Here is a 23,369-nt window from a genome sequence, read left to right as displayed (position 1 = left end):
TGCCTCATGGGATCGCCCAGTGGTAGATTACTACTAGATTATGCTGCATTCTGCTTCTTGATAACATTCAAAGCGGAACCTTCCCTAAACCATCCAATTTGTGCATCGTTATAGGTATGGTTTGCCTTTATGGTGTCCTTGGAACCATCGGCATGAACAATCTCAATCGTCAACGGAGTGTCCGGAGCAAAATCGGCTATATCAACAAAATTGAAGATATCGTCCTCCTGAATCAACTCATAGTCATTCTCATTGGCGAAAGTCAAAGCCAACATCCCTTGCTTCTTCAAGTTTGTTTCATGGATACGAGCAAAGGATTTTACCAAAACCGCCGCTACACCAAGATGTCTTGGCTGCATGGCAGCGTGCTCCCTGGACGAGCCTTCCCCATAGTTGTGATCACCAACAACCATGGATTTTATTCCCTTCGCCTTGTAGGCCCTTTGGGTATCGGGCACACCTTCGTATTCACCGGTCAACTGATTCTTTACCAAATTCGTCTTTTGGTTAAAAGCGTTTACCGCACCGATCAAGGTATTATTGGCGATATTGTCCAAATGGCCCCTAAAGCGTAACCAAGGTCCGGCCATGGAAATATGGTCCGTGGTACACTTTCCAAAAGCTTTTATCAACAATTTGACGTTTTGTAACGACTCATTCTGGATGGGCTCGAAAGGATCCAAAAGCTGTAACCTTTCCGAGGTTGGGTCCACAACTACCTTTACACTGGAGCCATCCTCTTTGGGCGCTAGATAACCGGCATCTTCCACTTCAAAACCTTTGGGTGGCAATTCCCATCCTGTTGGTTCCTCAAATCGTACTTCCTCGCCATCCTCATTGATCAAGGTATCCGTCATTGGATTGAAATCCAACCTGCCCGCTATCGCTATGGCAGCGGTAATTTCTGGGGAAGCCACAAATGCATGGGTATTTGGGTTTCCATCCGCACGTTTTGCAAAGTTTCTGTTGAAGGAATGAACGATGCTGTTCTTGGGTGCATTCTTTGGATCACTGTAACGCGCCCACTGTCCGATACACGGTCCGCAGGCGTTCGTAAATATCTTGGCATCCAATTTCTCGAATATGCCAAGGATACCATCCCGTTCCGCCGTGAAACGTACTTGTTCAGAACCTGGGTTAATTCCAAATTCCGCCTTTGTCTTTAGTTTCTTATCCAAAGCCTGTTGCGCAATAGAGGAAGCTCTTGACAAATCTTCATAGGATGAGTTGGTACACGAACCTATAAGTCCCCATTCTACCTGCATTGGCCAATCGTTTTCCGTGGCTTTCTTGGTCATTTCCTTGCCAACGGGAGTGGACAAATCCGGCGTAAAAGGCCCGTTCAACAATGGATTCAGTTTTGAAAGGTCGATGTCAATGACTTGATCAAAATACTGTTCCGGATTGGCATATACCTCTTCATCGGCAGTAAGATACTCCCGTACTTTATTGGCGGCATCGGCAACATCAGACCTATCCGTGGCCCTCAAATATCTTTCCATGGAGTCGTCATAACCAAAGGTTGATGTTGTAGCCCCAATTTCAGCACCCATGTTACATATGGTTCCTTTCCCCGTACAGGAAAGCGCCTTGGCACCGGGACCGAAATATTCAACAATAGCTCCGGTTCCTCCCTTCACAGTAAGAATTTCGGCAACTTTAAGAATTACATCCTTTGGAGCGGTCCAACCTGAAATTTTCCCGGTCAAACGCACCCCTATCAACTTTGGAAACTTTAGCTCCCAAGCCATTCCGGCCATGACGTCGACGGCATCGGCACCACCTACACCAATTGCCACCATTCCCAAACCACCTGCATTCACGGTGTGGGAATCGGTTCCTATCATCATGCCACCTGGAAATGCATAATTCTCCAATACCACTTGGTGAATGATTCCGGCACCAGGTTTCCAAAACCCGATACCGTATTTATTGGAAACGGATTCCAAAAAATCAAATACTTCCGCACTCGTGGAATTGGCCGTCTTCAAATCTGCAGCAGCACCACTTTTCGCCTGGATCAAGTGATCACAATGCACGGTGGTAGGCACCGCCACCTTTGGTTTTCCGGCTTGCATGAACTGTAATAAGGCCATTTGAGCCGTTGCATCCTGACAAGCAATACGATCCGGAGCGAAATCAACATAATCCTTGCCTCTAACAAAGGCCTTAGTGGGAGTACCGTCCCACAAGTGAGCGTACAAAATCTTCTCCGAAAGGGTCAGTGGTTTTCCCACAATTTCACGGGCCTTATCCACCCGCTCAGCCATATTGGCGTACACCCCTTTAATCATATCAATATCAAATGCCATATTTCTCTATTTAATGTTAAAGCAATTCCGTAAAATTAAGAAAATCTAAGGCGCAATTAAAATTTTAAACAAAGGAATAAACCCTTTTTTGCCATTCCCAGAAAATTAGATTTACGGAATACCGAATTTAACGCTCAAAGACGCTTAAATCTTGCGGAAAACAGATTTTCGGGTTTTGGAAATTATAGTAGCTGCTTGATAATTGCCTCTTCGGAAATACCCTCGGCCTCTGCCTTGTAGTTTTTTATGATCCTGTGTTTTAGGATACCATAGGCAACTTTCTGTACGTCCTCGAAATCCGGTGAAAATTTTCCGCTGATGGCGGCATTCGCCTTCGCTGCCAGGATCAAGTTTTGGGAGGCGCGCGGGCCCGCTCCCCAATCAACGTATTGTTTTACATAATCCGAGGCGGATTCCAAATTTGGTCGGGTCTTGTTGACCAATTTTACCGCATACTCCACAACATTGTCAGGAACGGGAATTTTACGGACCAATTCCTGTACTTCCAATATTTGCTGGGCGTTGAACTGCGGCTCCACATGGTATTTGGTTGTTGAAGTCGTATTTTTTACGACCATGACCTCTTCCTCAATACTTGGATACTTCAATTCTATCGCGAACATAAAACGGTCCAACTGCGCTTCGGGCAAGGGATAGGTTCCCTCCTGCTCTATGGGGTTTTGGGTAGCCAAAACAAAATAGGGCAAATCCAATTTATATTGATGGCCCGCAATGGTAACCGCCCTTTCCTGCATGGCCTCCAAAAGGGCAGCCTGTGTTTTGGGTGGGGTTCTATTGATCTCATCGGCCAAAATAATATTGGAAAAAACAGGGCCCTTGATGAACTTAAAATTTCTGTTCTGGTCCAAAACCTCACTACCCAAGATATCGCTGGGCATGAGATCTGGTGTAAACTGGATGCGCTTGAAATCCAATCCTAGGGCTTGGGCAATGGTATTCACCATCAAGGTCTTGGCCAACCCCGGAACACCGATTAAAAGGGAATGTCCTCCTGTATAGATGGAGAGCAATATTTGGTCTATAACGGCTTCCTGGCCAACGATTACCTTGGCTATTTCCTTCTTTAAGGCATTATGTTTTTCGACCAATAATTTAACGGCAGCAACATCTGACATATTTATTCCTTTACCCAGTTATTGGCAAAATCACAATCCCTGTTGGCATCGCTTACGCTAATATACGTATCTTCAATATGATCTTCCATCCATTCCTTGATGGCATTATATTGCTTTTCCGTTAGGGCAAGTTGTTGAATTTTGGTGTAGTCCTTTGCAAAATCGGCAACGTGTTCGTCATATCGATTGGTCACCTTAAGAATTTTGTACTTGGATGGACCTCCCCTTGGGTCAGCTTCCAAAATGGGATAGGATATTTGGTCGTCCTGCAAATCACGTACCTGATTGTACAAGGTAGGATCCATTTTAGTAAGTTCAAAACGGGAACTGAAATCCTGCGGGTTTCTTAGCAAGCCACCATCGAATTTTGTCTCCTTTTCGTCCGAAAAGTTCAGGGCCGCCTCAGCGAAGGTAAATTTCCCCTCTATAATTTTCTGACGGATGCTGTCCAATTCCGATTTAGCCTCGGCCAAGGCCTTATCCGAAATTTCGGGCTGAATCAAAATATGTCTTAGATCGAGCTCCTGACCCCTTATTTTTTCAATGTAAATAATATGAAACCCAAACATGGTCTCAAAAGGCTCCGAAACCTCCCCTTCCCTTAGGCTGAAAGCTACGTCCTTAAATGTCTTATCAAATCCTGTGTCCTTGGTAATACTATAAAATCCACCTTTGGATTTAGAGCCCGGATCTTGCGAATATAAAATGGCCTTTACGCTAAAACTGGCATCGTTGTCCTCAACATCGGCCTTTATTTCATTAAGCTTGTCTATCACCTTCTGCTTTTCTTCCTGTGAAGGCTCCGGAGCCTTCACAATCTGGGCGATTTCCAATTCGGCACCAAAAACAGGCCGTTCGTTTTCAGGAATCTTGTTAAAGAATTGACGTACTTCCTCTGGGGTTATCTCTATTTCTGAAACAATATCCTGCTGCATTTTTTCGGACAGCATTCGTAGCTTGTTGATCTTGAACAACTCCTCCCTAAAACTTTGCTCGTCCTCCTTTTTGTAGTACTTCAAGACCTTCTCCATAGAACCGATCTGCTGCACCAGGGACTGTAATTGACGCTCGCCCGTGGCATTCACCTCATCATCGGAAACCAAAATACTGTCCTGTACGGCCTGATGTGCGTATAATCGATCTTCCATCAGCTTGCCCAAAAGGCTACAGTGCGTAATATCTTCCGTGGATGCACCCTGACTTTTTAAATCGATGAGGGTTTTTTCGATATCGGAATCCAAGATTACATAATCACCCACTACGGCGGCGATTCCGTCCAATTTGATCCGCTTAAAGTTTGTGGAGTCTTTCTTAGAGGGAGTTTCAACACTTGCCGATGCCTCCGCGCCTTCTTCCGTATTCTCCTGGGCCGTCAAAATTGCACAAAAGATACTTGCCAAAAAGGTCAACAGTCTCCTACTTGTTGTCATTGTAAACCTCAAATTCTTTTTCTCTGATTGCTTCATCTATGATTTCGGTTTCTAGTTTTCGCAGGTAGTCGATTTTTCTGCGACTTAATAAAACTTGCTTTATGGTAGGTGCAATGTATGAAAGTGGTGCGATATCATTGACATCCTTTACTTCCTCTATTTTGCCCAAATATACCCCGATTGAATCCTGTAATTCAAAAAATTGTGAATTTTTTAAGTATCTATCCTGATTATCAAAGGTTATGGGTGGAATTTCCTCAAATATCCTGGAAGAACTCACCCAAATGGAATCGTTAAAATTCAGCTTCTTAAACTGTACCCCAATGGAATCCAGATACGTCAAATCCTCCTCGTCAAAACTTCGTAAGCGCTGCTTAACTTCGTCCTGATTCAAAAAATTAAGGGGCAATTGCACAAAACGAATGCGCACGATACGCTCCTTTAATTTGAAATTTTCCTTTTGTCTGTCATAGAATTCCTGTAATTGGGTTTCGGAAATTAATGTGTCCGTCCCCTGTGATACCAAAGCTTCTTGATAGGCCCTGGTGTACAGGTCTGTTCTATACGCATCGACCAAAGCATCGAATTCCCGGAGCTTTTCCTCCGGTAGGTTGATCTTGGACTTGGAAAGCAGTAGTTGTTTGGAGGCCCAGTTATTGATATAATTGGTTACGAAAGAAGCACTGTCCCCTTTGGACATTCCCTCTTTAAGAAGGGGCTTCACGTCCTCTTTGTAAAGATACGACTCGCCCACCCTGGCCAACGGCTCCTTTTCCTCTTTTTTGTTGAAATACCCCTCGCATGAAACGAGGATACAAACAGTTCCTACCGCCATCAACAAATAAAGGACTCCCCGTGGTATCATTTGAGAACTACACATCCTGCAAAAATAGCAAATACAATATCCCGAACAAACGCTATGGGTTTTCCTTAACAGAATAAGGCGATAATCCTAGAAAAATTGCATTCAAAAAGTTGGACAAACGCAACAAAATTTTTGAAATCCATGGAAAAACAAGGTCCAAATGTTAATTTTGATACCCATTAGTTTATTATTTTGGAAAGACAGATCAAATTGATATGGGACTTTAGGGGTCCCGCCGCGCACAAGATCGCAGAGCACCATGAAATTCATCTCAAAGAATTCATTACCTTGGAAAAGGTAGCGGCGATCACAACGGGTTTCACGGAATTGAACGATATGCACAGTATAGCCTTCCTGGTCGTTCATGAACGGGATATGACTGCCATGCGGGATCGATTAAAACCACATAGAGGGGAAGTTTATGTTGAAAATTAATCACACGTTGTATATATCATTAAGGCTCTTGGGCCTTTTGATCATTGGGTTATTTTTTTCCTGTTCGAACGAACCGGTGAACGATAACCTTTTGGAAGTTGCACTAAGTTCCAACAACCCGAAAATAAAGAGGGTCATGGATAGCCTTGATCGGTACGAAGTCCAAATCAGGTATACCAAAATCGATAGGAAAAACGACAGTATTTTTTTTACCGATTATGATTTTCAGGTGGATAAGGACGCTTACTTCTATCCCGCCAGCACGGTCAAATTTCCCATAGCAGTACTGGGCTTGGAACGATTGAACGAGACGGATACCCTGAACAGGGAGGTACGTTATTATGTGGAAGGCGACACCCTAGAATCGACATTCTCCAAGGATGTTGTAGAAATTTTCAGCGTTAGCGACAATTTGGCCAACAACCGATTGGTGGAACTGTTGGGACAGGATGCCATAAACGCTTCTTTATGGGAAAAGGGCGTAGAACCCGTCCGTATCTCACATAGACTGGGCTATCACTCGGAAGACCTGGAAACCAAACCTTTGATCATCTATTTGAACGATAGTACCACTGGCATAACGAAACCTAGTATAAATTTGGCTCCAATACGGTTATCCCTGAAAAACATTCGTAAAGGAATAGGCTACTATGAAGACGATACTTTGATGGAGGATCCATTTGATTTTTCATTGAAAAACTACTACCCCATTGAGGCCCAACACGGTGTCCTAAAGCGGGTGATATTCCCTGAACAATTCCGTCCAGAACAGCGATTCAACCTGTCCCCAGATCAACATGCGTTTTTACTGGAAGCGATGAAGATACTCCCAAGAAATGCGGGCTATGACCCTACGGAATATTATGATGGTTATTGTAAATTTTTCATATACGGAGACACCAAGGATACCATACCTTCCCATATGGAAATCTACAATAAGGTGGGGTTTGCCTATGGTACGCTGACCGATTGCGCCTACATCAAGGACACTAAAAACAAGGTGGATTTTATGCTCACGGCGACCATTTTGGTAAACAAGGATGGAATCTTCAATGACGATGCCTATGAATACAATGAAATAGGTATTCCCTTTTTAGCCGAACTGGGAAGGGAAATCCACAGATTGGAACTAGAAAGAAAGAGATAGATGCCAGAAGCACCCAAACAAACCCGTATCAACAAATATCTGAGCGAAGTCGGTTATTGTTCCCGTAGGGAGGCCGATAAGCTCATAGAACAGGGGCGGGTGACCATCAATGGAAAAGTTCCTGAAATGGGCACCAAGATATCCGAAGGGGATTTGGTACAGGTGGATGGCGAATCGATTTCCGAACCTAAAGAAAAACCGGTATACCTCGCGTTTAATAAACCCGTTGGAATTGTTTGTACAACGGACACAGGCGTGGAAAAGGACAATATCATCGATTTCATCAATTATCCAAAAAGGATTTTTCCCATCGGTAGGTTGGACAAACCGAGCGAAGGTTTGATTTTCCTCACGAACGACGGCGATATCGTAAACAAGATTTTACGGGCCCGAAACAATCATGAAAAGGAATACTTGGTTACCGTGGATAAGCCCATATCTCCCGAATTTTTAAAGAAAATGAGAAACGGGGTGCCTATTTTGGATACCGTCACACGAAAATGCGAAGTACATCAGGTCAGTAAATATCAATTTAGGATTATCCTTACCCAAGGCTTGAACCGACAGATTAGGCGCATGTGCGAATACTTGGACTATCGGGTAAAAAAATTGAAGCGAATTCGGATTATGAACGTTACCTTGGATGTACCCGTGGGAAAATGGCGCGATCTTACCGCTTCTGAATTAAAGGAAATTCAAAGATTGGTCAGTCGTTCTTCCAAGACCCACAAAGGATAATACATGCCGTATTCCGACTTCGGCAAAAACTTCAAAACCAGTTATTTTAACTAAAATTTATTTTATATCACTCTTAATATCACTATTTTAGGTAGGAAAAAGGGAATTGTTCCCAAAGATTGCTTAAAATCAAATTGATATGAACAAGAAAATAAATCTCCAAAAAATGAAAGACGTTTTCAATCCAAGGATTGGATGGTTTTTTACCTTTATGTTTATAAGTATCGGACTGTTTTCCCAAGAAGAAGGCTTCAAAGAATATCTAGGGGAGGTGTATGACAGCGAAACCAAAAAACCATTGGTTTTTGCGACCCTTACGTTGGAAAATACCAATATTAGTACAATTACGAACACAGAAGGTGAATTTTCGCTAAAGGTGCCGGATTCCAACACTAGTGAAAATGTCATCGTATCGTTTTTAGGTTACAGGACCAAACGAATCCCCATGTTGCAATTTAAATCCGAAGGCAATGAAATTGGTATGACGGAACTCGTAACGCAACTGTCCGAAGTAAGCCTCAGTATACCGAAAGATGCCAGGGCACTGGTTAGGGAAACCTTGAAAAAACGGGGGGAAAACTATATCGATAATCCCACCGTGATGACGGCCTTTTACCGGGAAACCATAAAAAGAAGGAGGCAGAACGTGAGTCTTTCTGAGGCTGTAGTAAATATTTACAAGGCCCCCTACTCCAGTAATAAAAGCGATGCGCTGAAACTTTTTAAAGCACGTAAAAGCACGGACTACAGTAAATTGGACACGCTTGCTTTGAAGCTTCAAGGCGGTCCTTTCAACGCTTTGTTCGTGGATATGGTAAAATATCCCGATTATATTTTTGCGGCCGATATGTTCGAGTACTATGATTTTTCATTCTCAAATTCTACGAGGGTAGACGATAAATTAATCTATGTGATAGATTTCACCCAAAAACCGGGGATAATAGATCCCCTCTATACGGGAAAACTATACATAGATGTGGACAATAAAATATTGACCAGTGCCATTTATTCCCTTAATATAACTGATCGAGATCTTGCCGCCCAAATGTTCGTGAGAAAGAAACCCAGAAATGCGGATGTTTGGCCCACGGAGGTCGCCTACAGGGTAGACTACCGCGAGAAAGATGGAAAATGGTACTATGGCTATAGCAACGTGTTGATGGAGTTTAAAATCAATTGGGACAAAAGGCTTTTTAATTCCGTTTATAGCATGAGCTGTGAAATGGCCATAACGGATTGGGAAGAGAACTTGAGCAACGAGATTCCAAAGTATAAGGACCGAATTAAATCCGATATAATTCTGACCGATGAGGCCATAGGTTTTGCCGACCCGGATTTTTGGGGGGAATACAATATCATAGAACCTGAAAAATCCATTGAATCCGCGATTCGTAAAATTCAACGGCAATTGAAAAGAGGGAAAATTGACGGCGGTACCTCGGCCGCATCGCAATAAACCAGATGAATGTTAAGAAAAAAGCCGTTGCAAAAATTTGCAACGGCTTTTTTGTAAGGCAAAATAACCTTATTTAGGCATTACCACGCCATCAATGGCATGTACTACACCGTTTGAGGCATCAACATCGGCCATTACAACTTTGGCCATGCCACCTTTAGCATCTTTCAACATCACATTTCCGTCTGACAAAGATAGGGTTATATCACCTCCCGCAACCGTCTTAACATTGAATTCGCCATTGTTATCGTTTATCGCCTTGATTACGTCCTTGGCCATATACTCACCGGATACTACGTGATAGGTCAATATTCCTTGTAACGTAGACTTGTTTTCCGGCTTCAAAAGACTTTCAACTGTACCATCGGGCAAGGCACTAAAGGCACTGTTCACTGGCGCAAACACTGTAAAAGGACCTTCACTACTTAAGGTTCCTACCAAATCGGCAGATTTAACAGCGGTTACCAACGTGGTAAAATTCTCGTTTCCTGCGGCGACCCCTACGATATTGTCCGATTGGGAAAAACCCGCGGTCAAACAAAGAAGGAAAGCGCATACTGTGGTAATTTTTAAAATTTTCATAGTTCTTTTTTTTAGATTTATCCAAATGTATGCGATTGATTCATAGCATAATCTTAATTTTTGTTTAATTAATTTTTAAAATAGTTAAACATTATTAAATTATTTTAATACCTAGCCAATATTACCTAGAAGAAAGTTCCTAACCGCCGCCCTAAGCCTATCCGTCTATCAACTTGTATACGGAAAAGAATTCCCCAAAACTGGGAAATCGGTCAAACTAACAGGTAAATTGTATCCGAAGCCCTTAAAAAAAGGGGGCACCATTGGATTGATAGCCCCCGGATACCGATTTTCCGAAGAAACCTTGACCAAGGCCAAGTCGGTCCTACGAAAAATGGGATATAATGTCTATTGTAAGGAAAGGCTATCCAAACCATATGGTTATTTCAGTAATACCGATGAAGAACGGGCAACCGATCTCAACCATATGTTCGAAAATAAAGTTGTGGACGGCATACTTTGTATACGAGGCGGATACGGATGCACCAGAATCATGCATTTGATAGATTATGGGGTGATAGCCTCCAATCCCAAGGCCCTAATTGGCTTTAGCGATGTTACCGCTCTTTTGAACGGTATTCATCAAATGACCGGTCTTATCACTTTTCATGGCCCGGTAGGAAGTACCCTTGATGATGGTTATTCCCAAAAGGCCCTTATCGATATCGTTAAAAAGCCCAAAGAAAATAGGGTGATACGAAATGCCACGCTTACGAAGGAACAGCTTATAGATGCGGAATATGAACGCTATACCATAAACCCGGGCGAGGCAAAAGGTGAACTTTGCGGCGGAAGCCTTACTTTGATCAATGCCCTCATAGGTACGCCCCATGAAATTGACTTTACGGATAAGATCGTATGTATAGAGGATGTGGAGGAGTCACCGTATCGAATCGATAGGATGTTAACCCAATTAATTGAAGGTAAAACGTTCAAAAAGGCTTCGGGCATCCTTTTTGGAGTATGCAAAGGATGCAATACAAGTAACAATCCCAATTCTTTTACCTTAAAGGAAGTAATACTGGATAGGATAAAACCACTGGAAATTCCCGCAGCTTATGGCTTTAGCTTTGGACATGTGGAACAGAACTTTACCTTTCCCATAGGAATGGAAGCATATTTTGATGCAGACCGTTTACAATTGAAAATAATTCAAAAACCAGTTACAAAATAACAATCCTAATTCGCCACTTCACTGATAAATTTCAACCTGTAGAGTCGTAATTCCTCATCCTCATATTCACCATCAAACTCCTTCATAGCTTCTTCCAGGTTGTCAGTTTCCGCTTCTAGAAAATATTCGTGGATTTCCTCCTGTTGGTCTTCGTCCAAGACCTCATCTATCCAATAATCCAAATTCAGCTTGGTGCCGCTGTAGACAATTTGTTCCATTTCCTTGATGAGTTCAGGTATTTCCAAACCTTTGGCCGAAGCGATGTCATCCAAAGGTAGTTTCCTATCCACATTTTGGATAATGTACAATTTCAATCCTGAATTGGCCCCGGTACTTTTTACCACGAGGTCATCTGGACGGATGATATCATTTTCTTCTACATACGATGCGATAAAGGACACGAAAGGGGTACCGTACTTCTTAGCCTTGCCCTCGCCCACACCATGGACATTGAGTAGTTCTTCCAAGGTAATTGGATATTTTAGTGCCATATCCTCCAAAGAGGGATCTTGAAAGACTACAAATGGGGGCACCCCTAGTTTATTGGCCTGGGACTTTCTCAGGTCCTTCAATTGCTTGAGCAATTTTTCATCGGCAACACCACCGCCTTTGGAGGCCCCAACAATCGCGTTGTCATTTTCGGCATTATAAACGTGGTCTTTTGTCATCAAGAAGGAGTGCGGATTATTCAAAAACTTCTGGCCTTTTTCGGTTAGGTGCAGTACTCCGTATTGTTCGATGTCCTTGCGTATATAACCTGCAACCAAAAACTGCCTGATCAAGGCCATCCAATGGCTCTTATCCTTGTCGGACCCAATCCCAAAAAACTCCTTTTCATTGGTTTTGTGGGAACTTATCAATGCGTTGTTTTTTCCTCTAAGGGTATTGACTATTTCCTTTGATTTGAATTTTTCACTGGTTCCCTGGACCACCCTAAGCAATTTAAGGGCATCGTCCTTGGCCTCCACCTTTTCCTTGGGATTTCGGGTGTTGTCATCCATATCGGCACCATCGCCGTTTATCTCATCGAACTCCTCCCCAAAATAATGGAGCATGAATTTTCGGCGGGACATGGAAGTTTCGGCGTAGGCAACTACCTCCTGCAACAAGGCATTGCCTATTTCCTGTTCCGCAACCGGTTTTCCGGACATGAATTTTTCCAATTTTTCAATATCCTTATATGAATAAAAGGCCAAACAGTGGCCTTCGCCCCCGTCCCTACCGGCCCTACCGGTTTCCTGATAATAGCTTTCGATACTTTTGGGGATATCGTGATGGATGACATACCTTACATCTGGTTTGTCTATTCCCATCCCAAAGGCGATTGTGGCTACTACTACATTTACATCTTCCATCAGGAACATGTCCTGGTATTTGGATCGTGTCTTGGCATCAAAACCCGCGTGATACGGAACGGCACTGATTCCATTTACCTGAAGCACTTGGGCGAGCTCCTCAACTTTCTTACGGCTCAAACAATATACAATGCCGGATTTGCCTTCGTTCTGCTTTATGAATCGGATGATATCCGCATCCACATTGTCCGTCTTGGTCCGCACTTCGTAGAACAGATTGGGACGGTTAAAGGATGCTTTAAAAACGGTGGCATCGGTAATACCAAGGTTTTTGATGATATCCTCCTGCACTTTTGGGGTTGCGGTGGCCGTGAGACCGATCATAGGTATATCCTCTCCCAATCTGGCAACGATGGCTTTTAAGTTTCGATATTCCGGTCTAAAGTCATGGCCCCATTCTGAAATGCAATGGGCTTCGTCCACGGCTACAAAGGATATTTTAACCGAACGCAGAAACTCTACGTTCTCGTCCTTTGTAAGCGATTCCGGTGCCACGTAGAGCAATTTAGTGGTACCGTCCGTAATATCCTTTTTAACCTGTTTGATTTCGGTTTTGTTCAAGGAAGAATTAAGTACGTGGGCAATTCCCATTTCGGCCGAAACGCCCCGCATGGCATCCACTTGATTTTTCATCAAAGCTATCAAAGGGGAGACCACTATGGCCGTTCCTTCCTGCATAAGCGCAGGCAATTGATAGCACAAGGACTTTCCTCCGCCCGTAGGCATAATTACAAAGGTGTTCCGTCCCTCCAAAATATTTTTTACAACGCCTTCTTGAAGTCCTTTAAACTGAGAAAAACCAAAATATTTTTTTAGCGCGGCATGTATATCAATCTCATTCAAACTTATACAGTATTTCAAATTTACAGCGTCGGATTATGGCGAATGGGCCCCGACCCCGAAAGAAATTAAATAATTATTTCAAACAATCTGATAGAACTAAAATATTGATGGATAGATACCCAATCAAATTAAGTTTACGTAATTTTGTATTCTTAAAGATAACACATCTTCACAAGAATACCATTGATAAAATTAAATAATACATTGACATCCAAGAGCACAATTCTTGAGTTGGCGAAAAGGACTATTGAGAAGGAACGGGATGCTATTGGGTACTTGGCAACCTTATTGGACACGAATTTTTCCAATGCCGTCGATTGTATCTTGAATTCCAAGGGACGCGTGATTATTTCTGGTATTGGAAAAAGCGCCATAATTGCCTCAAAAATTGTCGCAACGCTCAACTCCACGGGCACTCCTGCCATTTTTATGCATGCGGCCGATGCCATTCACGGAGATTTGGGAACCATCCAGGATGACGATGTAGTGATTTGCATTTCCAAAAGTGGCAGTACTCCAGAAATTAAGATGTTGGTACCTCTCATCAAAAGGGGCAAAAATACCCTGATCGGGATGACAGGAAACCTAGAATCCTTCTTGGCGAAACAGGCGGATTTTGTCCTGAACACCTTTGTGGAAAAGGAGGCGTGCCCCAACGATCTGGCACCCACAACAAGTACTACGGCGCAATTAGTGATGGGCGATGCCTTGGCCATCGTTCTTTTGGAACTGAGAGGTTTTAGTAGTGCCGACTTTGCCAAGTACCATCCAGGAGGGGCTTTGGGCAAAAGAATGTATTTAAGGGTAGCCGATATTGCCCGCAACAACCAATTACCAGCGGTTCAGGTTTCCGCCGATGTCAAGCAGGTTATCGTGGAAATTTCCGAAAAAATGTTGGGGGTTACCGCTGTTCTGGATGATAAAAAAGTAGTAGGCATCGTAACCGATGGTGATATCCGTAGAATGCTGAACAATCATGATAATATCAAGGGGCTAACTGCAGCCGATATCATGACCACACAACCAAAAACAATTGAGATGGACACCCTCGCCATTAAGGCATTGGAAGTGATGCAGCAAAAAGGCATCTCCCAATTATTGGCCATGGAAAAAGGCGAATATAGCGGCGTGATCCATTTACATAACCTTATAAACGAAGGTATCATATAATGGCAAAAAGTACGACTTCCCCAGATGAGATGTCCTTCCTGGACCATCTGGAAGAACTAAGATGGCATTTAATACGATCTACCTTGGCGGTAGTAATCATTGGCGTGGTAGCCTTTGTATTTAGTAGGTTCATTTTTGACGTCATCATCTTTGGACCTTCGCAAATGGATTTTCCAACTTATAAATTCTTTTGTAGGGCGGCTACATACATTGGGATTGAATCCGACTTCTGTAAGGATCAATTACCTTTCACTATTCAAAGTAGGACCATGTCCGGTCAATTTTCAGCGGATATTTGGACGGCTATTTGGGCAGGAATTATAATTGGGTTTCCCTATATCCTCTATGAACTTTGGAAGTTCATTAGTCCTGGGCTCTATGAAAAGGAACGCAAACACTCCAAAGGCTTTATTTTAATCGCCTCTGTTCTATTCTTTCTTGGAGTTTTGTTCGGTTATTATGTCGTAGCTCCATTATCAATAAACTTTTTGGGAACCTATCAGGTAAGTGAACGCGTTTTAAACGAATTTGATTTGGATTCTTATATTGGTACCGTAAGGTCCGCAGTACTTGCTTGTGGTGTGCTGTTTGAACTACCCATTATTATTTATTTCCTCACCAAGGTAGGGTTGGTAACACCTGAAATCATGAGGAAATACCGAAAAATAGCATTGGTAATAGTATTGATCCTGTCCGCAGTGATTACACCTCCCGATGTTGCCAGTCAAATCATAGTGGCAATTCCGGTACTTATATTGTATCAAGTGAGTATTTATATTTCCGCCAGAGTACTGAAAAGTGAAGCTAAAAGGGAAGCAAAAAGAGCCAAAAGAAATGTCAAATCCAGTTGAGGAATTTAATGCCTATCGTTCCAAAATGAACGAGAAGCTATTAGCGGACAATAATAAGGTAATCAAACGTATCTTTAATTTGGATACCAACGCCTATGCTCCCGGCGCTTTGGACGTAAAGACCAAGGAACTATTGGGATTGGTCGCTTCCGCAGTGCTACGATGCGATGATTGCGTAAAATACCATTTGGAAAGTTCCTTTAAGGAAGGGGCTACTAAAGAAGAGGTCATGGAAACTTTGGGTATTGCCACCTTGGTAGGCGGAACCATAGTAATTCCCCACTTACGAAGAGCCTACGAATATTGGGAAGCGTTGGAGGAAAATCAAGGTTAAAGATTTTATAATTGCTTTTTCCCGCCAGTAAGAAGGGTTAGATTTGAAATAATGAAGCTAAGAGCAGAAAATATTATGAAGTCCTACCGTGGCCGCCAGGTCGTTAAGGGCATTTCCCTTGAGGTAAATCAAGGTGAGATTGTAGGGCTTTTAGGTCCAAATGGTGCCGGTAAGACCACTTCCTTTTACATGATCGTAGGACTCATCAAGCCGAATGGTGGAAATATCTATTTGGACAGCATGGAGATTACCAATTTCCCTATGTACAAACGTGCCCAGAACGGTATTGGGTATTTGGCACAAGAGGCTTCTGTATTTAGGAAATTGAGTATTGAAAAGAATATCCTGAGCGTTCTCCAGCTTACCAAGCTGAGTAAAAAGGAGCAGCTCATGAAGATGGAATCCCTGATCGAGGAATTCGGTCTGGGACACATCCGTAAAAATCGTGGTGACCTTTTATCCGGTGGGGAACGACGGCGTACGGAAATTGCCAGGGCTTTGGCGACCGACCCTAAATTCATATTGCTTGATGAGCCATTTGCCGGGGTGGACCCCGTAGCCGTGGAGGATATCCAACGCATCGTAGCCCAATTAAAGAACAAGAATATCGGTATTTTGATTACCGACCACAACGTTCAGGAGACCTTGGCCATTACGGAACGTTCCTACCTTATGTTCGAAGGAGGTATTCTTAAGTCGGGAATACCAGAAGACCTGGCCGCCGATGAAATGGTACGCAAGGTATATTTGGGCCAGAACTTCGAGCTGAGAAAGAAGAAGCTGGATTTTTGAGTTGTTTTTATGTAATATACTTATTGACTAGAATCTACTCTAATTATTTTGTTGGTTGAAAATAAAGAACCATCAGAAGCCATGCCCTCGATAAATAGTTCAAATTCCGTCCAACCCTTACCATCAAAAATAAAGTCGGCCTTCCCATTTTCGTCGAGAATAATACCTGGCTCCCAATGAATGGTTCCAAAATTAATAAAGGCATCGTCTGTAACACTAGCGTAATTGGGAACATGGAAGTCTTTAACCGGAGTAAAGCCATTTTTTACGTTGTGCAGAAAAAACCTTGACTCTTTTTCAACTTTTACATCCTCCCCTTCGCCCCAAATCTTCCGGTACAATCTTATAACACCGCCTCCCGCGCCTGGTTCTGCATTTCCAGACTTATCTATAAAATAAGCCCCTATTTCATCCGTCAAAATATGTTCTATATTATTAAAATCGACTTGAAAAATGTCATCTACATATAAAGCTGGTGAGAGGCCATTTCTAAGGTTGACAATGGATACTCGACCCTCATATGAGCTAGTCCAGTCGATAATAACCCTAAAACCATTGGAGCGGATAATGTCCATAAAACGGGGATACATTTTTCTTTCCCGCTCCGTAATCTCGGTTACACGATTTTCGTTAACGACCGGACTGATTAAGTAATGATTTCTCTTTTTCTTATCAACTACCGTGGCTTCGTTCAAAACTATGGTTTTGTCAGGCATTATAAAATCTTCCAGGTTATACGCTTCGCTATTGTCCTTAGCAACAATCTCTGTAATATATTTCTCAACACTATGTATTTTATCGACCCTAATGCCATTATCCAGCCTTACATATAAATTGGGCCTTGAAAGTTTTCCATTTGAATTTATTGTGGTGAATTGTAATTCATCACCATTTTCAAAATAATAGTTCTTTAATACAAATTCTTCCAAATCTTGGGACAACTCAATCCTTTTTGGGTATGGCTTGTCACCAATATACAGTAAAAGATTCTCATTTCTTCCCAGTTCAAAATTCAGCTTGCCGTAAAGGTCCACTCCTGTCCTGGAATTATTCTCTTTTCTTGGTGAATTATTGAATATATTCTTCCAATCGTAACGGGACCAACCTTGCGTTAATAACAATAGGTCCAAATCATTTTCCCTTTTCTTTGAGGTCTCCGTAAAATAATACGAAGGATGCTCAATATTTTCATTAACATAAGATTCCAATAAAAAAGAACTAGAAATATTTTTCTTTTTTTGATAGGCTTTCGTTCCCAAAGGCAAAATTGAAGCACTTAAAAATTTTAAGCTTTTGGAGCTATTTTTTGCAAATAGGGTTAATTGCACAGAATCAAATTTCTTTGACTTTACGCTTATGTTTAAATCATTATTCTTTTTTGAATCCCCAGAATTAAAGACTAGCCTTTCGACCACAGGAATTCCCGTATTATCAACCAAGGTTACAATATTCATTCCCGGGTGTAACTCTTCGGAATTAAAAATATAGGATACAAAGGTTTCATCCTTTGGAAAGTTAATATCCATATGCTTAAGAAGTCCATCTCTATGGAACAATAAGGAATACGTTTTTTCACCAATCTCACTCCTAGTTAAAGGATTCATGCCCAAAGTAATCTGTATTTTATTTTCAGAAAGCCTTTTGACATTGATGCCTATTCCCCTTTCTTCTATCTCCGGTAGGAAGAATTGCCTCATTCTGCCTTCGCTGTCAATTAAACTTGTACTGTAGGTCCCTTCTTTTCTAGGCAAGAAATTAAACCTGGCCAAACCAAACATATTGGTTTCAAAGCTCGCCACGGTATCACCTTTACTTTCCACCAAATAGCCCTTAAATTTTTCGACACCCTGGCCCGATCGATTTTCAACTTTAACCCCTACCGTCGCAGGAACATCGCTTACTAGGGTACCTCCCTCGGGCAGAAAATTTATGTCCAAAATATCTTTACTATTTTCTAATACAGTCTGTAATCGATTTATAACCCTAAATTTTTGAATAAAAGAATCCTCTTCTTTCAAGTTTTGCAAAATACCGGTTGTTGCCTTTAGGTAATAAAGCCCGGCAGAAAAAATAGAATCTACCTTGATTTGTCCTTTTGATATTCCATTTTCACTAATGAAAAGTTCCTTTTTGATTTGATTGCCTTCTGAATCATAGACACCTACATAAAGATTCAGTCTCTCGTTATAAGGGGAGCCAGTCAAAGGATCATAAATATAACCATTGAACCATAGATATTCCCCCTGCACATAATCGCTTTTATTCGTATGTAAAAAGACTAAAGGCCTCGGCATACCAAAATAATCACCGATTGCAGGTTTGACCCTGTTTTCAATGCTTAAATTCTGTGAATATAAGGTTACACATGCGAAGACCGACAAAAAAAACAAACAACTTAATGAGCGAATAGTATAATTCATGTTACAAATACGAATTAATTATTGATCTAGCCAAGGTGACTTTGTTATGACAAGTATCTTTTGTTAAAGTTTTTATATTCAGAATTTCAATCCCTTCGAAGTAGCCGTTATCAACCTAAAATGGTGATTTAATAGATGTTTATAGCCTTATTAATTTATAATAATAAATGAAAAGTACATCCTATGAATCTTACTCAAATAACCGGTTATCTAAAAAAACTTTGACCTAATCCGGACTAATTTGAACTTCCTCCATTGTGGAATAAAGAGTACCATCTTCACCAATTCCCTCAATGAATACTTTCATGCGCTTGATGTCTAGGTGTTGAAATACGAATGTGCCATTACGTCCATCAACTATTTCCAAACTGGGGACCCAGTGAATAGTTCCAAAATTTTTAAAGGAGTCATCACTGACGCTGGCATATTTGGGCACATAGAATTCTTTCACCTGGTCAAAACCATTTTTTACAATATGTATAAAAAATTCCTTATCGGAATATTTTCTTCCCAAACCTGAAGCATCCTGATCAACCCCCTTCTTAGTGTATACCCTTATCACTCCTCCTGCGGCACCAGGTTCCCCGTTTCCAGACCTATCAATAAAATAGCTTTCCAATTGGCTAGTGGAAAAATCTGTCAATATATTGAAATCTGAATAAGGTATGTCATCCACGTATAATCTTGGAGAGGGAGGTGTCAAAGAAAGTGCCAAGGGTCTTTTGGACGTAATACGAATGCGGTCATAGCCCGTATTGGGTGCCTCCCACACATTAAATCCACTGGACCGTATCAAATCCAATAGTCTAGGAAAATTGCCTATGGTTTTCTCTGTAACTTTAACGAGTTTATCCGGAGTAAAGTGGGGACTCACATAAACAGGGTCCTCCTGACTGCCTTCTACGGTTACCTCATTCAATGTGATGGTATTATCAGGAAGTACAAAACTAAAATTGCCACTGTAATCATTTACTTGATAATCAAAGGTAGACATTTGCCTTTTATTAGGCAGTTTATGTAGAACATCCGATTTTGTTCCGTTATCGACCCTGACGTATAAATTTGGCCTGGAAAGCCTTCCATTGGCATCTACTACCGTAAACCTGAGTTCAGTTCCTTTTTCAAGATCGTAATTTTCAAGAAAAAAACTTTTGGAACCTTCTTTTATTTTTATCATTTGAGGAAGAGACCCCTCTCCAGGATATAACATAATCCCTTCATTTTTTCTAAGCTCAAAATTAAGTTGGCCCAAAACATCTACGCCAGTCTCAAAACCATTCCTTTCAACTGGAGCATTCTCAAAGATATTCTTCCATTCATAACGGGACCAACCTTGTGTCAATAGAAGTAAATCCAAATCCTTTTCGGTTTTTTCGGATACATTTGAAAAATAATATTTAGGATTTTCAACACTTCCGGACAAATATGGAGTTAACAAAAAGGTACTTAAAATGTTGTAATCATGTCGATAAGCCTTAGTTTCTGCCGGTAAAACCGAGGCGCTTAAATATAAAAACCCTTTTGATTTTCTTTCCAAATCAATATGCATGGATACTGAGTCGCGATCAACATATCCAAGTGATGTTTTCAATTCTCCCTGCTTTATGCTATTCCTATTAAATACCAGTCTTTCCAACAGAGGATTTCCATAGCTGTCTATTAGTGTAATAATGTTGGTACCAGGATGTAAGGACTCCGAGTCAAGAACATAGGAAACGTAATTTTTATCCGATGGAAACACCACCTCCATATGTTTTAAAAGCCCATCCCTGTGAAAAAGTAAACTAAATGGCTTACTTCCCATTTCAGCCCTGGTCACGGAATTGGTTCCCAAAAGAATCATTATTCGATCAGAAGAAATTCTCCTTATGGACATTGCAATACCTTTGGGTTTGGACTTGGGAAGCAAAATTTTTTGTTTTTTCCCTTGAAAATTATCCATTGTTGCGGAATACAGAATTTCCTGCTGAGGTAAAATCTCAAACTTCGCGTGGCCAAAATTGTTTGTAATGAATGCTGTTATGGAATCACCGCGATTATTTCTGATGATCCCTCTTGCTCCTTTAACACCGTTTCCATGAGAATTTATTACCTTAACCCCCACGGTACCCTGTACATCCGAAACCAAATATCCTCCCTCTGGTAAAAATTGGACATCTAATTCTTCGTCTTCGATTCCTTTTATTTTGGTAGGCCCTTGAACGACATCAAATTGGGAAATGAACGAATCATCTTCTTGAAAATTACGCATCCAGCTGGTCGAAGCCTTTATATAATAAGTTCCCTTGTCAAAAGTGGAATCAATCAGTACTTGTCCAAGCGCTAATCCATTCCTACTGATGAAAAGCTCCTTTTTTATAGGTTGGCCCACGGAATCATAAATTCCTATATAAAGGTTAAGCGGTTCCTTTAAAAGATTGTTCTTTAGTCTGTTATATAGGTAACTTTTAAACCAGAGATGCTCTCCTTCAACATAGGCACTTTTGTTCAAATGCAAAAAAACTGAGGCCCGGGGCATTCCAAAATAGTCCTTAAAGGCAGGTTTTATTTTATTCTCCACACTTAAATTCTGAGCATTAAGTGAAGTAATCAAAAAGGTGGAAATTAAAAACCAGTATTTAATGGACTGGTAAACTATTTTCAGTTTTTCGCAGAGCATACTCTTTAAAGATAATCATGCAGACCCTAATGACAATTTTAAATTGACAGTTTTACCTATATTTAACAAATCATTTACATCTTTAAAAAGTTGGGAAAAAGTGAAATTATCAAAGGTTGGATTTCCTGAAATTCCTATACCACTTTAGAAAAAACATAGTACAACTGCGCCGCTATCTCCAAACTTCGCTCCATGTATTTTTGGGTTTGGAGGTCGGTTCCATCAAAAGCTTTTGGATCATCAAAGGTCATTGGAATGCGCTTTTCGGCTCCTGGAATATAGGGACAGTTTTCATCGGCGTGCCCACAGGTCATAATGGCCGCGAAATTGGATTCCGGATTAAAGGCATGATCATAGGTCTTTGAAAAACCAATGATGGGCAGGCTATTCGCTCCATATTTGATGGCATACACTGGATTCCCACCCTCCGATAATTTGCTGATTCTAAATCCAGCACCTTCCAACGTATCCAAGACCTTTGGAAACAAAGCCGTTGCTTCCGTACCTCCGGAGTAACAAGCCACTTTAGGAATATCAAAATAGGCGGCTAGGGTCTGCGCCCAAATTTGGGATAAATGGCTTCTTCGGGAATTATGGGTACAAACAAAATTCAGGTTAATGGGCTCATCCTCATCCCTTTTTTCCTGAATGTAATCGATCAACGATTGTAAAATTGGGGTACGGACCGCATCGGGCGTATATCCCTTAAGTTCCTTGATGCCTTTTTTTAGTTCCTTGAACATAGCTCACACAATAATTTAAGGCAAAATTAAAACCTGTTTCCAGAAAAAAGAACATCGGATTAAAAAGCTAACCATTATTTAATCTCAAAGGTCAAGGTGGCCCAGTTGGATTCGTAATCCACGGCATCACCTTCCTTCTTTTCCATGTGAATGGTGGCCACGTACCACTTTCCTTTTGAGGTGGGCAAAATGCTTACCATACCGTTGGCATTGGACTTCACGGAATTTTCGTTCTCGTGGGCATCCTGGCCCGGCACGGAGGTGCTGTAATGAACCGTATGATTGGCCAACGGCTTTCCGTTCCGGAGCAATTTAAAGGCGACCCTGTCCCCCAAGGTAATCTCAAAAGGATTGTTCAAGGGAACGAACTCAATGGGATAGCCCAACGGCTTCATAAAGTCGATGGAGGTATTTTCACCCACCTGTAGCAGTGCCTTTACATGTTTTGAATACCGCTCCTTAGCGCCGTTATTGGTGATTCCGGCCTTTTTTCTATCGGCAATGGTGCCCTCCAGACCTTCATGCTCCAAATATTCATTAAAATCCGCCGCATTCATTTCCAATATCCTTGGCAGGGTGGAAATACCGGCCACATACGTTCCCGATGCTCCGGTAGTATATTTTAGATAGGTGATATTTTCCTCTCCGTAGTAATCAGTATCCGATGGTTCAAATTGATACCCCGGCCCCAATATTTTGGCTTTTACGATTCGGTCCCTGGTAATTTCATTTTCACTGGTATCAAACGTACCATTGAACAAATAAAGGAGACCTGAGGTATTGGGTTCCAAAAAATGAGAATCGGACTTTAAAAATAGTTCGTGGGAGGAAAAAAGGACCACAATGGCCAATAAGTAAAGTAAACGAAGTACGGTTTTCATATGTTCATATTTTATTCTATACTATATCTACGAAGGTATAACATTA

The 23,369-nt window shown here is 41.5% G+C and carries 19 protein-coding genes; 9 read left to right on the top strand and 10 right to left on the bottom strand.

Annotated features, from left to right (window positions below; all coding sequences use genetic code 11):
• Window positions 1-38 precede the first annotated feature (38 nt).
• The 4 genes from ACZ41C_RS12965 to ACZ41C_RS12950 all read right to left on the bottom strand — a co-directional run bounded on the left by ACZ41C_RS12965 (window position 39) and on the right by ACZ41C_RS12950 (window position 5,743).
• Complete coding sequence (locus tag ACZ41C_RS12965; RefSeq protein ID WP_138257655.1) at window positions 39-2,312, bottom strand: aconitate hydratase; 2,274 nt, start codon at window positions 2,310-2,312, stop codon at window positions 39-41.
• Between the two features lie 182 nt (window positions 2,313-2,494).
• Window positions 2,495-3,448 (bottom strand): AAA family ATPase, encoded by a 954-nt coding sequence (locus ACZ41C_RS12960; protein WP_154916649.1) that lies wholly within the window; start codon window positions 3,446-3,448, stop codon window positions 2,495-2,497.
• A 2-nt stretch (window positions 3,449-3,450) separates the two neighbouring features.
• Window positions 3,451-4,878: a peptidylprolyl isomerase gene (locus tag ACZ41C_RS12955; RefSeq protein WP_138257653.1), complete on the bottom strand. Its 1,428-nt coding sequence runs from the start codon at window positions 4,876-4,878 to the stop codon at window positions 3,451-3,453.
• The gene (locus ACZ41C_RS12950; protein WP_464562009.1) at window positions 4,865-5,743 is read right to left on the bottom strand and encodes a peptidyl-prolyl cis-trans isomerase; all 879 of its coding nucleotides are present in this window, start codon (window positions 5,741-5,743) and stop codon (window positions 4,865-4,867) included. Before ACZ41C_RS12950 ends, ACZ41C_RS12955 begins: the two co-directional genes overlap by 14 nt.
• A gap of 192 nt (window positions 5,744-5,935) precedes the next feature.
• Between ACZ41C_RS12950 and ACZ41C_RS12945 the strand changes: the two genes are divergently transcribed.
• From ACZ41C_RS12945 to ACZ41C_RS12930, 4 genes are all read left to right on the top strand, one after another.
• The gene (locus ACZ41C_RS12945) at window positions 5,936-6,178 is read left to right on the top strand and encodes a hypothetical protein (protein ID WP_464562007.1); all 243 of its coding nucleotides are present in this window, start codon (window positions 5,936-5,938) and stop codon (window positions 6,176-6,178) included.
• A gap of 7 nt (window positions 6,179-6,185) precedes the next feature.
• Window positions 6,186-7,325, top strand: a complete 1,140-nt coding sequence (locus ACZ41C_RS12940; protein WP_464562005.1) for a serine hydrolase — start codon at window positions 6,186-6,188, stop codon at window positions 7,323-7,325.
• Window positions 7,326-8,063, top strand: a complete 738-nt coding sequence (rluF, locus tag ACZ41C_RS12935) for a 23S rRNA pseudouridine(2604) synthase RluF (protein WP_154916658.1) — start codon at window positions 7,326-7,328, stop codon at window positions 8,061-8,063.
• A 211-nt stretch (window positions 8,064-8,274) separates the two neighbouring features.
• Window positions 8,275-9,519, top strand: coding sequence for a carboxypeptidase-like regulatory domain-containing protein (locus ACZ41C_RS12930; RefSeq protein WP_419776391.1), 1,245 nt, complete (start codon window positions 8,275-8,277; stop codon window positions 9,517-9,519).
• Between the two features lie 69 nt (window positions 9,520-9,588).
• Here the strand turns inward: ACZ41C_RS12930 and ACZ41C_RS12925 are convergent, their stop codons facing one another.
• The gene (locus ACZ41C_RS12925; RefSeq protein ID WP_138257647.1) at window positions 9,589-10,101 is read right to left on the bottom strand and encodes a fasciclin domain-containing protein; all 513 of its coding nucleotides are present in this window, start codon (window positions 10,099-10,101) and stop codon (window positions 9,589-9,591) included.
• A gap of 229 nt (window positions 10,102-10,330) precedes the next feature.
• On the opposite strand from ACZ41C_RS12925, the gene ACZ41C_RS12920 reads away from it, so the two are divergent.
• A complete protein-coding gene (locus ACZ41C_RS12920; RefSeq protein WP_464562002.1) occupies window positions 10,331-11,275 on the top strand; it encodes a S66 peptidase family protein in 945 nt (314 codons plus the stop codon).
• 5 nt (window positions 11,276-11,280) lie between these two features.
• Here the strand turns inward: ACZ41C_RS12920 and recQ are convergent, their stop codons facing one another.
• Window positions 11,281-13,479 carry a DNA helicase RecQ gene (gene recQ / locus ACZ41C_RS12915; RefSeq protein WP_464565758.1) on the bottom strand — a complete coding sequence of 733 codons (2,199 nt, stop codon included), beginning with the start codon at window positions 13,477-13,479 and terminating at the stop codon, window positions 11,281-11,283.
• Between the two features lie 198 nt (window positions 13,480-13,677).
• On the opposite strand from recQ, the gene ACZ41C_RS12910 reads away from it, so the two are divergent.
• The 4 genes from ACZ41C_RS12910 to lptB are packed head-to-tail and all read left to right on the top strand — an operon-like array spanning window position 13,678 to window position 16,620.
• The gene (locus tag ACZ41C_RS12910; protein WP_464562000.1) at window positions 13,678-14,643 is read left to right on the top strand and encodes a KpsF/GutQ family sugar-phosphate isomerase; all 966 of its coding nucleotides are present in this window, start codon (window positions 13,678-13,680) and stop codon (window positions 14,641-14,643) included.
• Window positions 14,643-15,494 (top strand): twin-arginine translocase subunit TatC, encoded by an 852-nt coding sequence (gene tatC / locus ACZ41C_RS12905; RefSeq protein WP_138257644.1) that lies wholly within the window; start codon window positions 14,643-14,645, stop codon window positions 15,492-15,494. The genes ACZ41C_RS12910 and tatC overlap by 1 nt, the downstream gene beginning before the upstream one ends.
• On the top strand, window positions 15,478-15,828 hold the full coding sequence (locus ACZ41C_RS12900) for a carboxymuconolactone decarboxylase family protein (protein WP_138257643.1): 351 nt from the start codon (window positions 15,478-15,480) through the stop codon (window positions 15,826-15,828). The genes tatC and ACZ41C_RS12900 overlap by 17 nt, the downstream gene beginning before the upstream one ends.
• A gap of 51 nt (window positions 15,829-15,879) precedes the next feature.
• Complete coding sequence (gene lptB / locus ACZ41C_RS12895; protein ID WP_138257642.1) at window positions 15,880-16,620, top strand: LPS export ABC transporter ATP-binding protein; 741 nt, start codon at window positions 15,880-15,882, stop codon at window positions 16,618-16,620.
• A 20-nt stretch (window positions 16,621-16,640) separates the two neighbouring features.
• Here lptB and ACZ41C_RS12890 read toward each other — a convergent pair whose 3' ends face one another.
• The 4 genes from ACZ41C_RS12890 to ACZ41C_RS12875 form a co-directional block, all read right to left on the bottom strand.
• Window positions 16,641-18,914: a hypothetical protein gene (locus tag ACZ41C_RS12890; RefSeq protein WP_464561996.1), complete on the bottom strand. Its 2,274-nt coding sequence runs from the start codon at window positions 18,912-18,914 to the stop codon at window positions 16,641-16,643.
• A gap of 352 nt (window positions 18,915-19,266) precedes the next feature.
• Entirely contained in the window at window positions 19,267-21,633 is a 2,367-nt protein-coding gene (locus ACZ41C_RS12885) for a hypothetical protein (protein ID WP_464561994.1), read from the bottom strand.
• Between the two features lie 200 nt (window positions 21,634-21,833).
• Window positions 21,834-22,442, bottom strand: a complete 609-nt coding sequence (locus ACZ41C_RS12880; protein ID WP_464561992.1) for a low molecular weight phosphatase family protein — start codon at window positions 22,440-22,442, stop codon at window positions 21,834-21,836.
• A 74-nt stretch (window positions 22,443-22,516) separates the two neighbouring features.
• The gene (locus ACZ41C_RS12875) at window positions 22,517-23,323 is read right to left on the bottom strand and encodes a DUF4198 domain-containing protein (protein ID WP_464561990.1); all 807 of its coding nucleotides are present in this window, start codon (window positions 23,321-23,323) and stop codon (window positions 22,517-22,519) included.
• Window positions 23,324-23,369 lie beyond the last annotated feature (46 nt).

The organism is Maribacter sp. C-4077 (assembly GCF_055378385.1).
The sequence above is the reverse complement of the archived record's forward strand: the minus strand, read 5'-3'. Positions and strand labels throughout refer to the sequence as shown.

What these genes read in the sequence shown, in the direction of transcription:
- ACZ41C_RS12880 (WP_464561992.1), bottom strand. Translation starts at nt 22,442, where the DNA reads ATGTTCAAGGAACTAAAAAAAGGCATCAAGGAACTTAAGGGATATACG.
- ACZ41C_RS12875 (WP_464561990.1), bottom strand. Translation starts at nt 23,323, where the DNA reads ATGAAAACCGTACTTCGTTTACTTTACTTATTGGCCATTGTGGTCCTT.
- ACZ41C_RS12930 (WP_419776391.1), top strand. Translation starts at nt 8,275, where the DNA reads ATGTTTATAAGTATCGGACTGTTTTCCCAAGAAGAAGGCTTCAAAGAA.
- ACZ41C_RS12950 (WP_464562009.1), bottom strand. Translation starts at nt 5,743, where the DNA reads ATGATACCACGGGGAGTCCTTTATTTGTTGATGGCGGTAGGAACTGTT.
- ACZ41C_RS12900 (WP_138257643.1), top strand. Translation starts at nt 15,478, where the DNA reads ATGTCAAATCCAGTTGAGGAATTTAATGCCTATCGTTCCAAAATGAAC.
- ACZ41C_RS12955 (WP_138257653.1), bottom strand. Translation starts at nt 4,878, where the DNA reads ATGACAACAAGTAGGAGACTGTTGACCTTTTTGGCAAGTATCTTTTGT.
- lptB (WP_138257642.1), top strand. Translation starts at nt 15,880, where the DNA reads ATGAAGCTAAGAGCAGAAAATATTATGAAGTCCTACCGTGGCCGCCAG.
- tatC (WP_138257644.1), top strand. Translation starts at nt 14,643, where the DNA reads ATGGCAAAAAGTACGACTTCCCCAGATGAGATGTCCTTCCTGGACCAT.
- ACZ41C_RS12960 (WP_154916649.1), bottom strand. Translation starts at nt 3,448, where the DNA reads ATGTCAGATGTTGCTGCCGTTAAATTATTGGTCGAAAAACATAATGCC.
- ACZ41C_RS12925 (WP_138257647.1), bottom strand. Translation starts at nt 10,101, where the DNA reads ATGAAAATTTTAAAAATTACCACAGTATGCGCTTTCCTTCTTTGTTTG.
- ACZ41C_RS12890 (WP_464561996.1), bottom strand. Translation starts at nt 18,914, where the DNA reads ATGCCGAGGCCTTTAGTCTTTTTACATACGAATAAAAGCGATTATGTG.
- ACZ41C_RS12965 (WP_138257655.1), bottom strand. Translation starts at nt 2,312, where the DNA reads ATGGCATTTGATATTGATATGATTAAAGGGGTGTACGCCAATATGGCT.
- rluF (WP_154916658.1), top strand. Translation starts at nt 7,326, where the DNA reads ATGCCAGAAGCACCCAAACAAACCCGTATCAACAAATATCTGAGCGAA.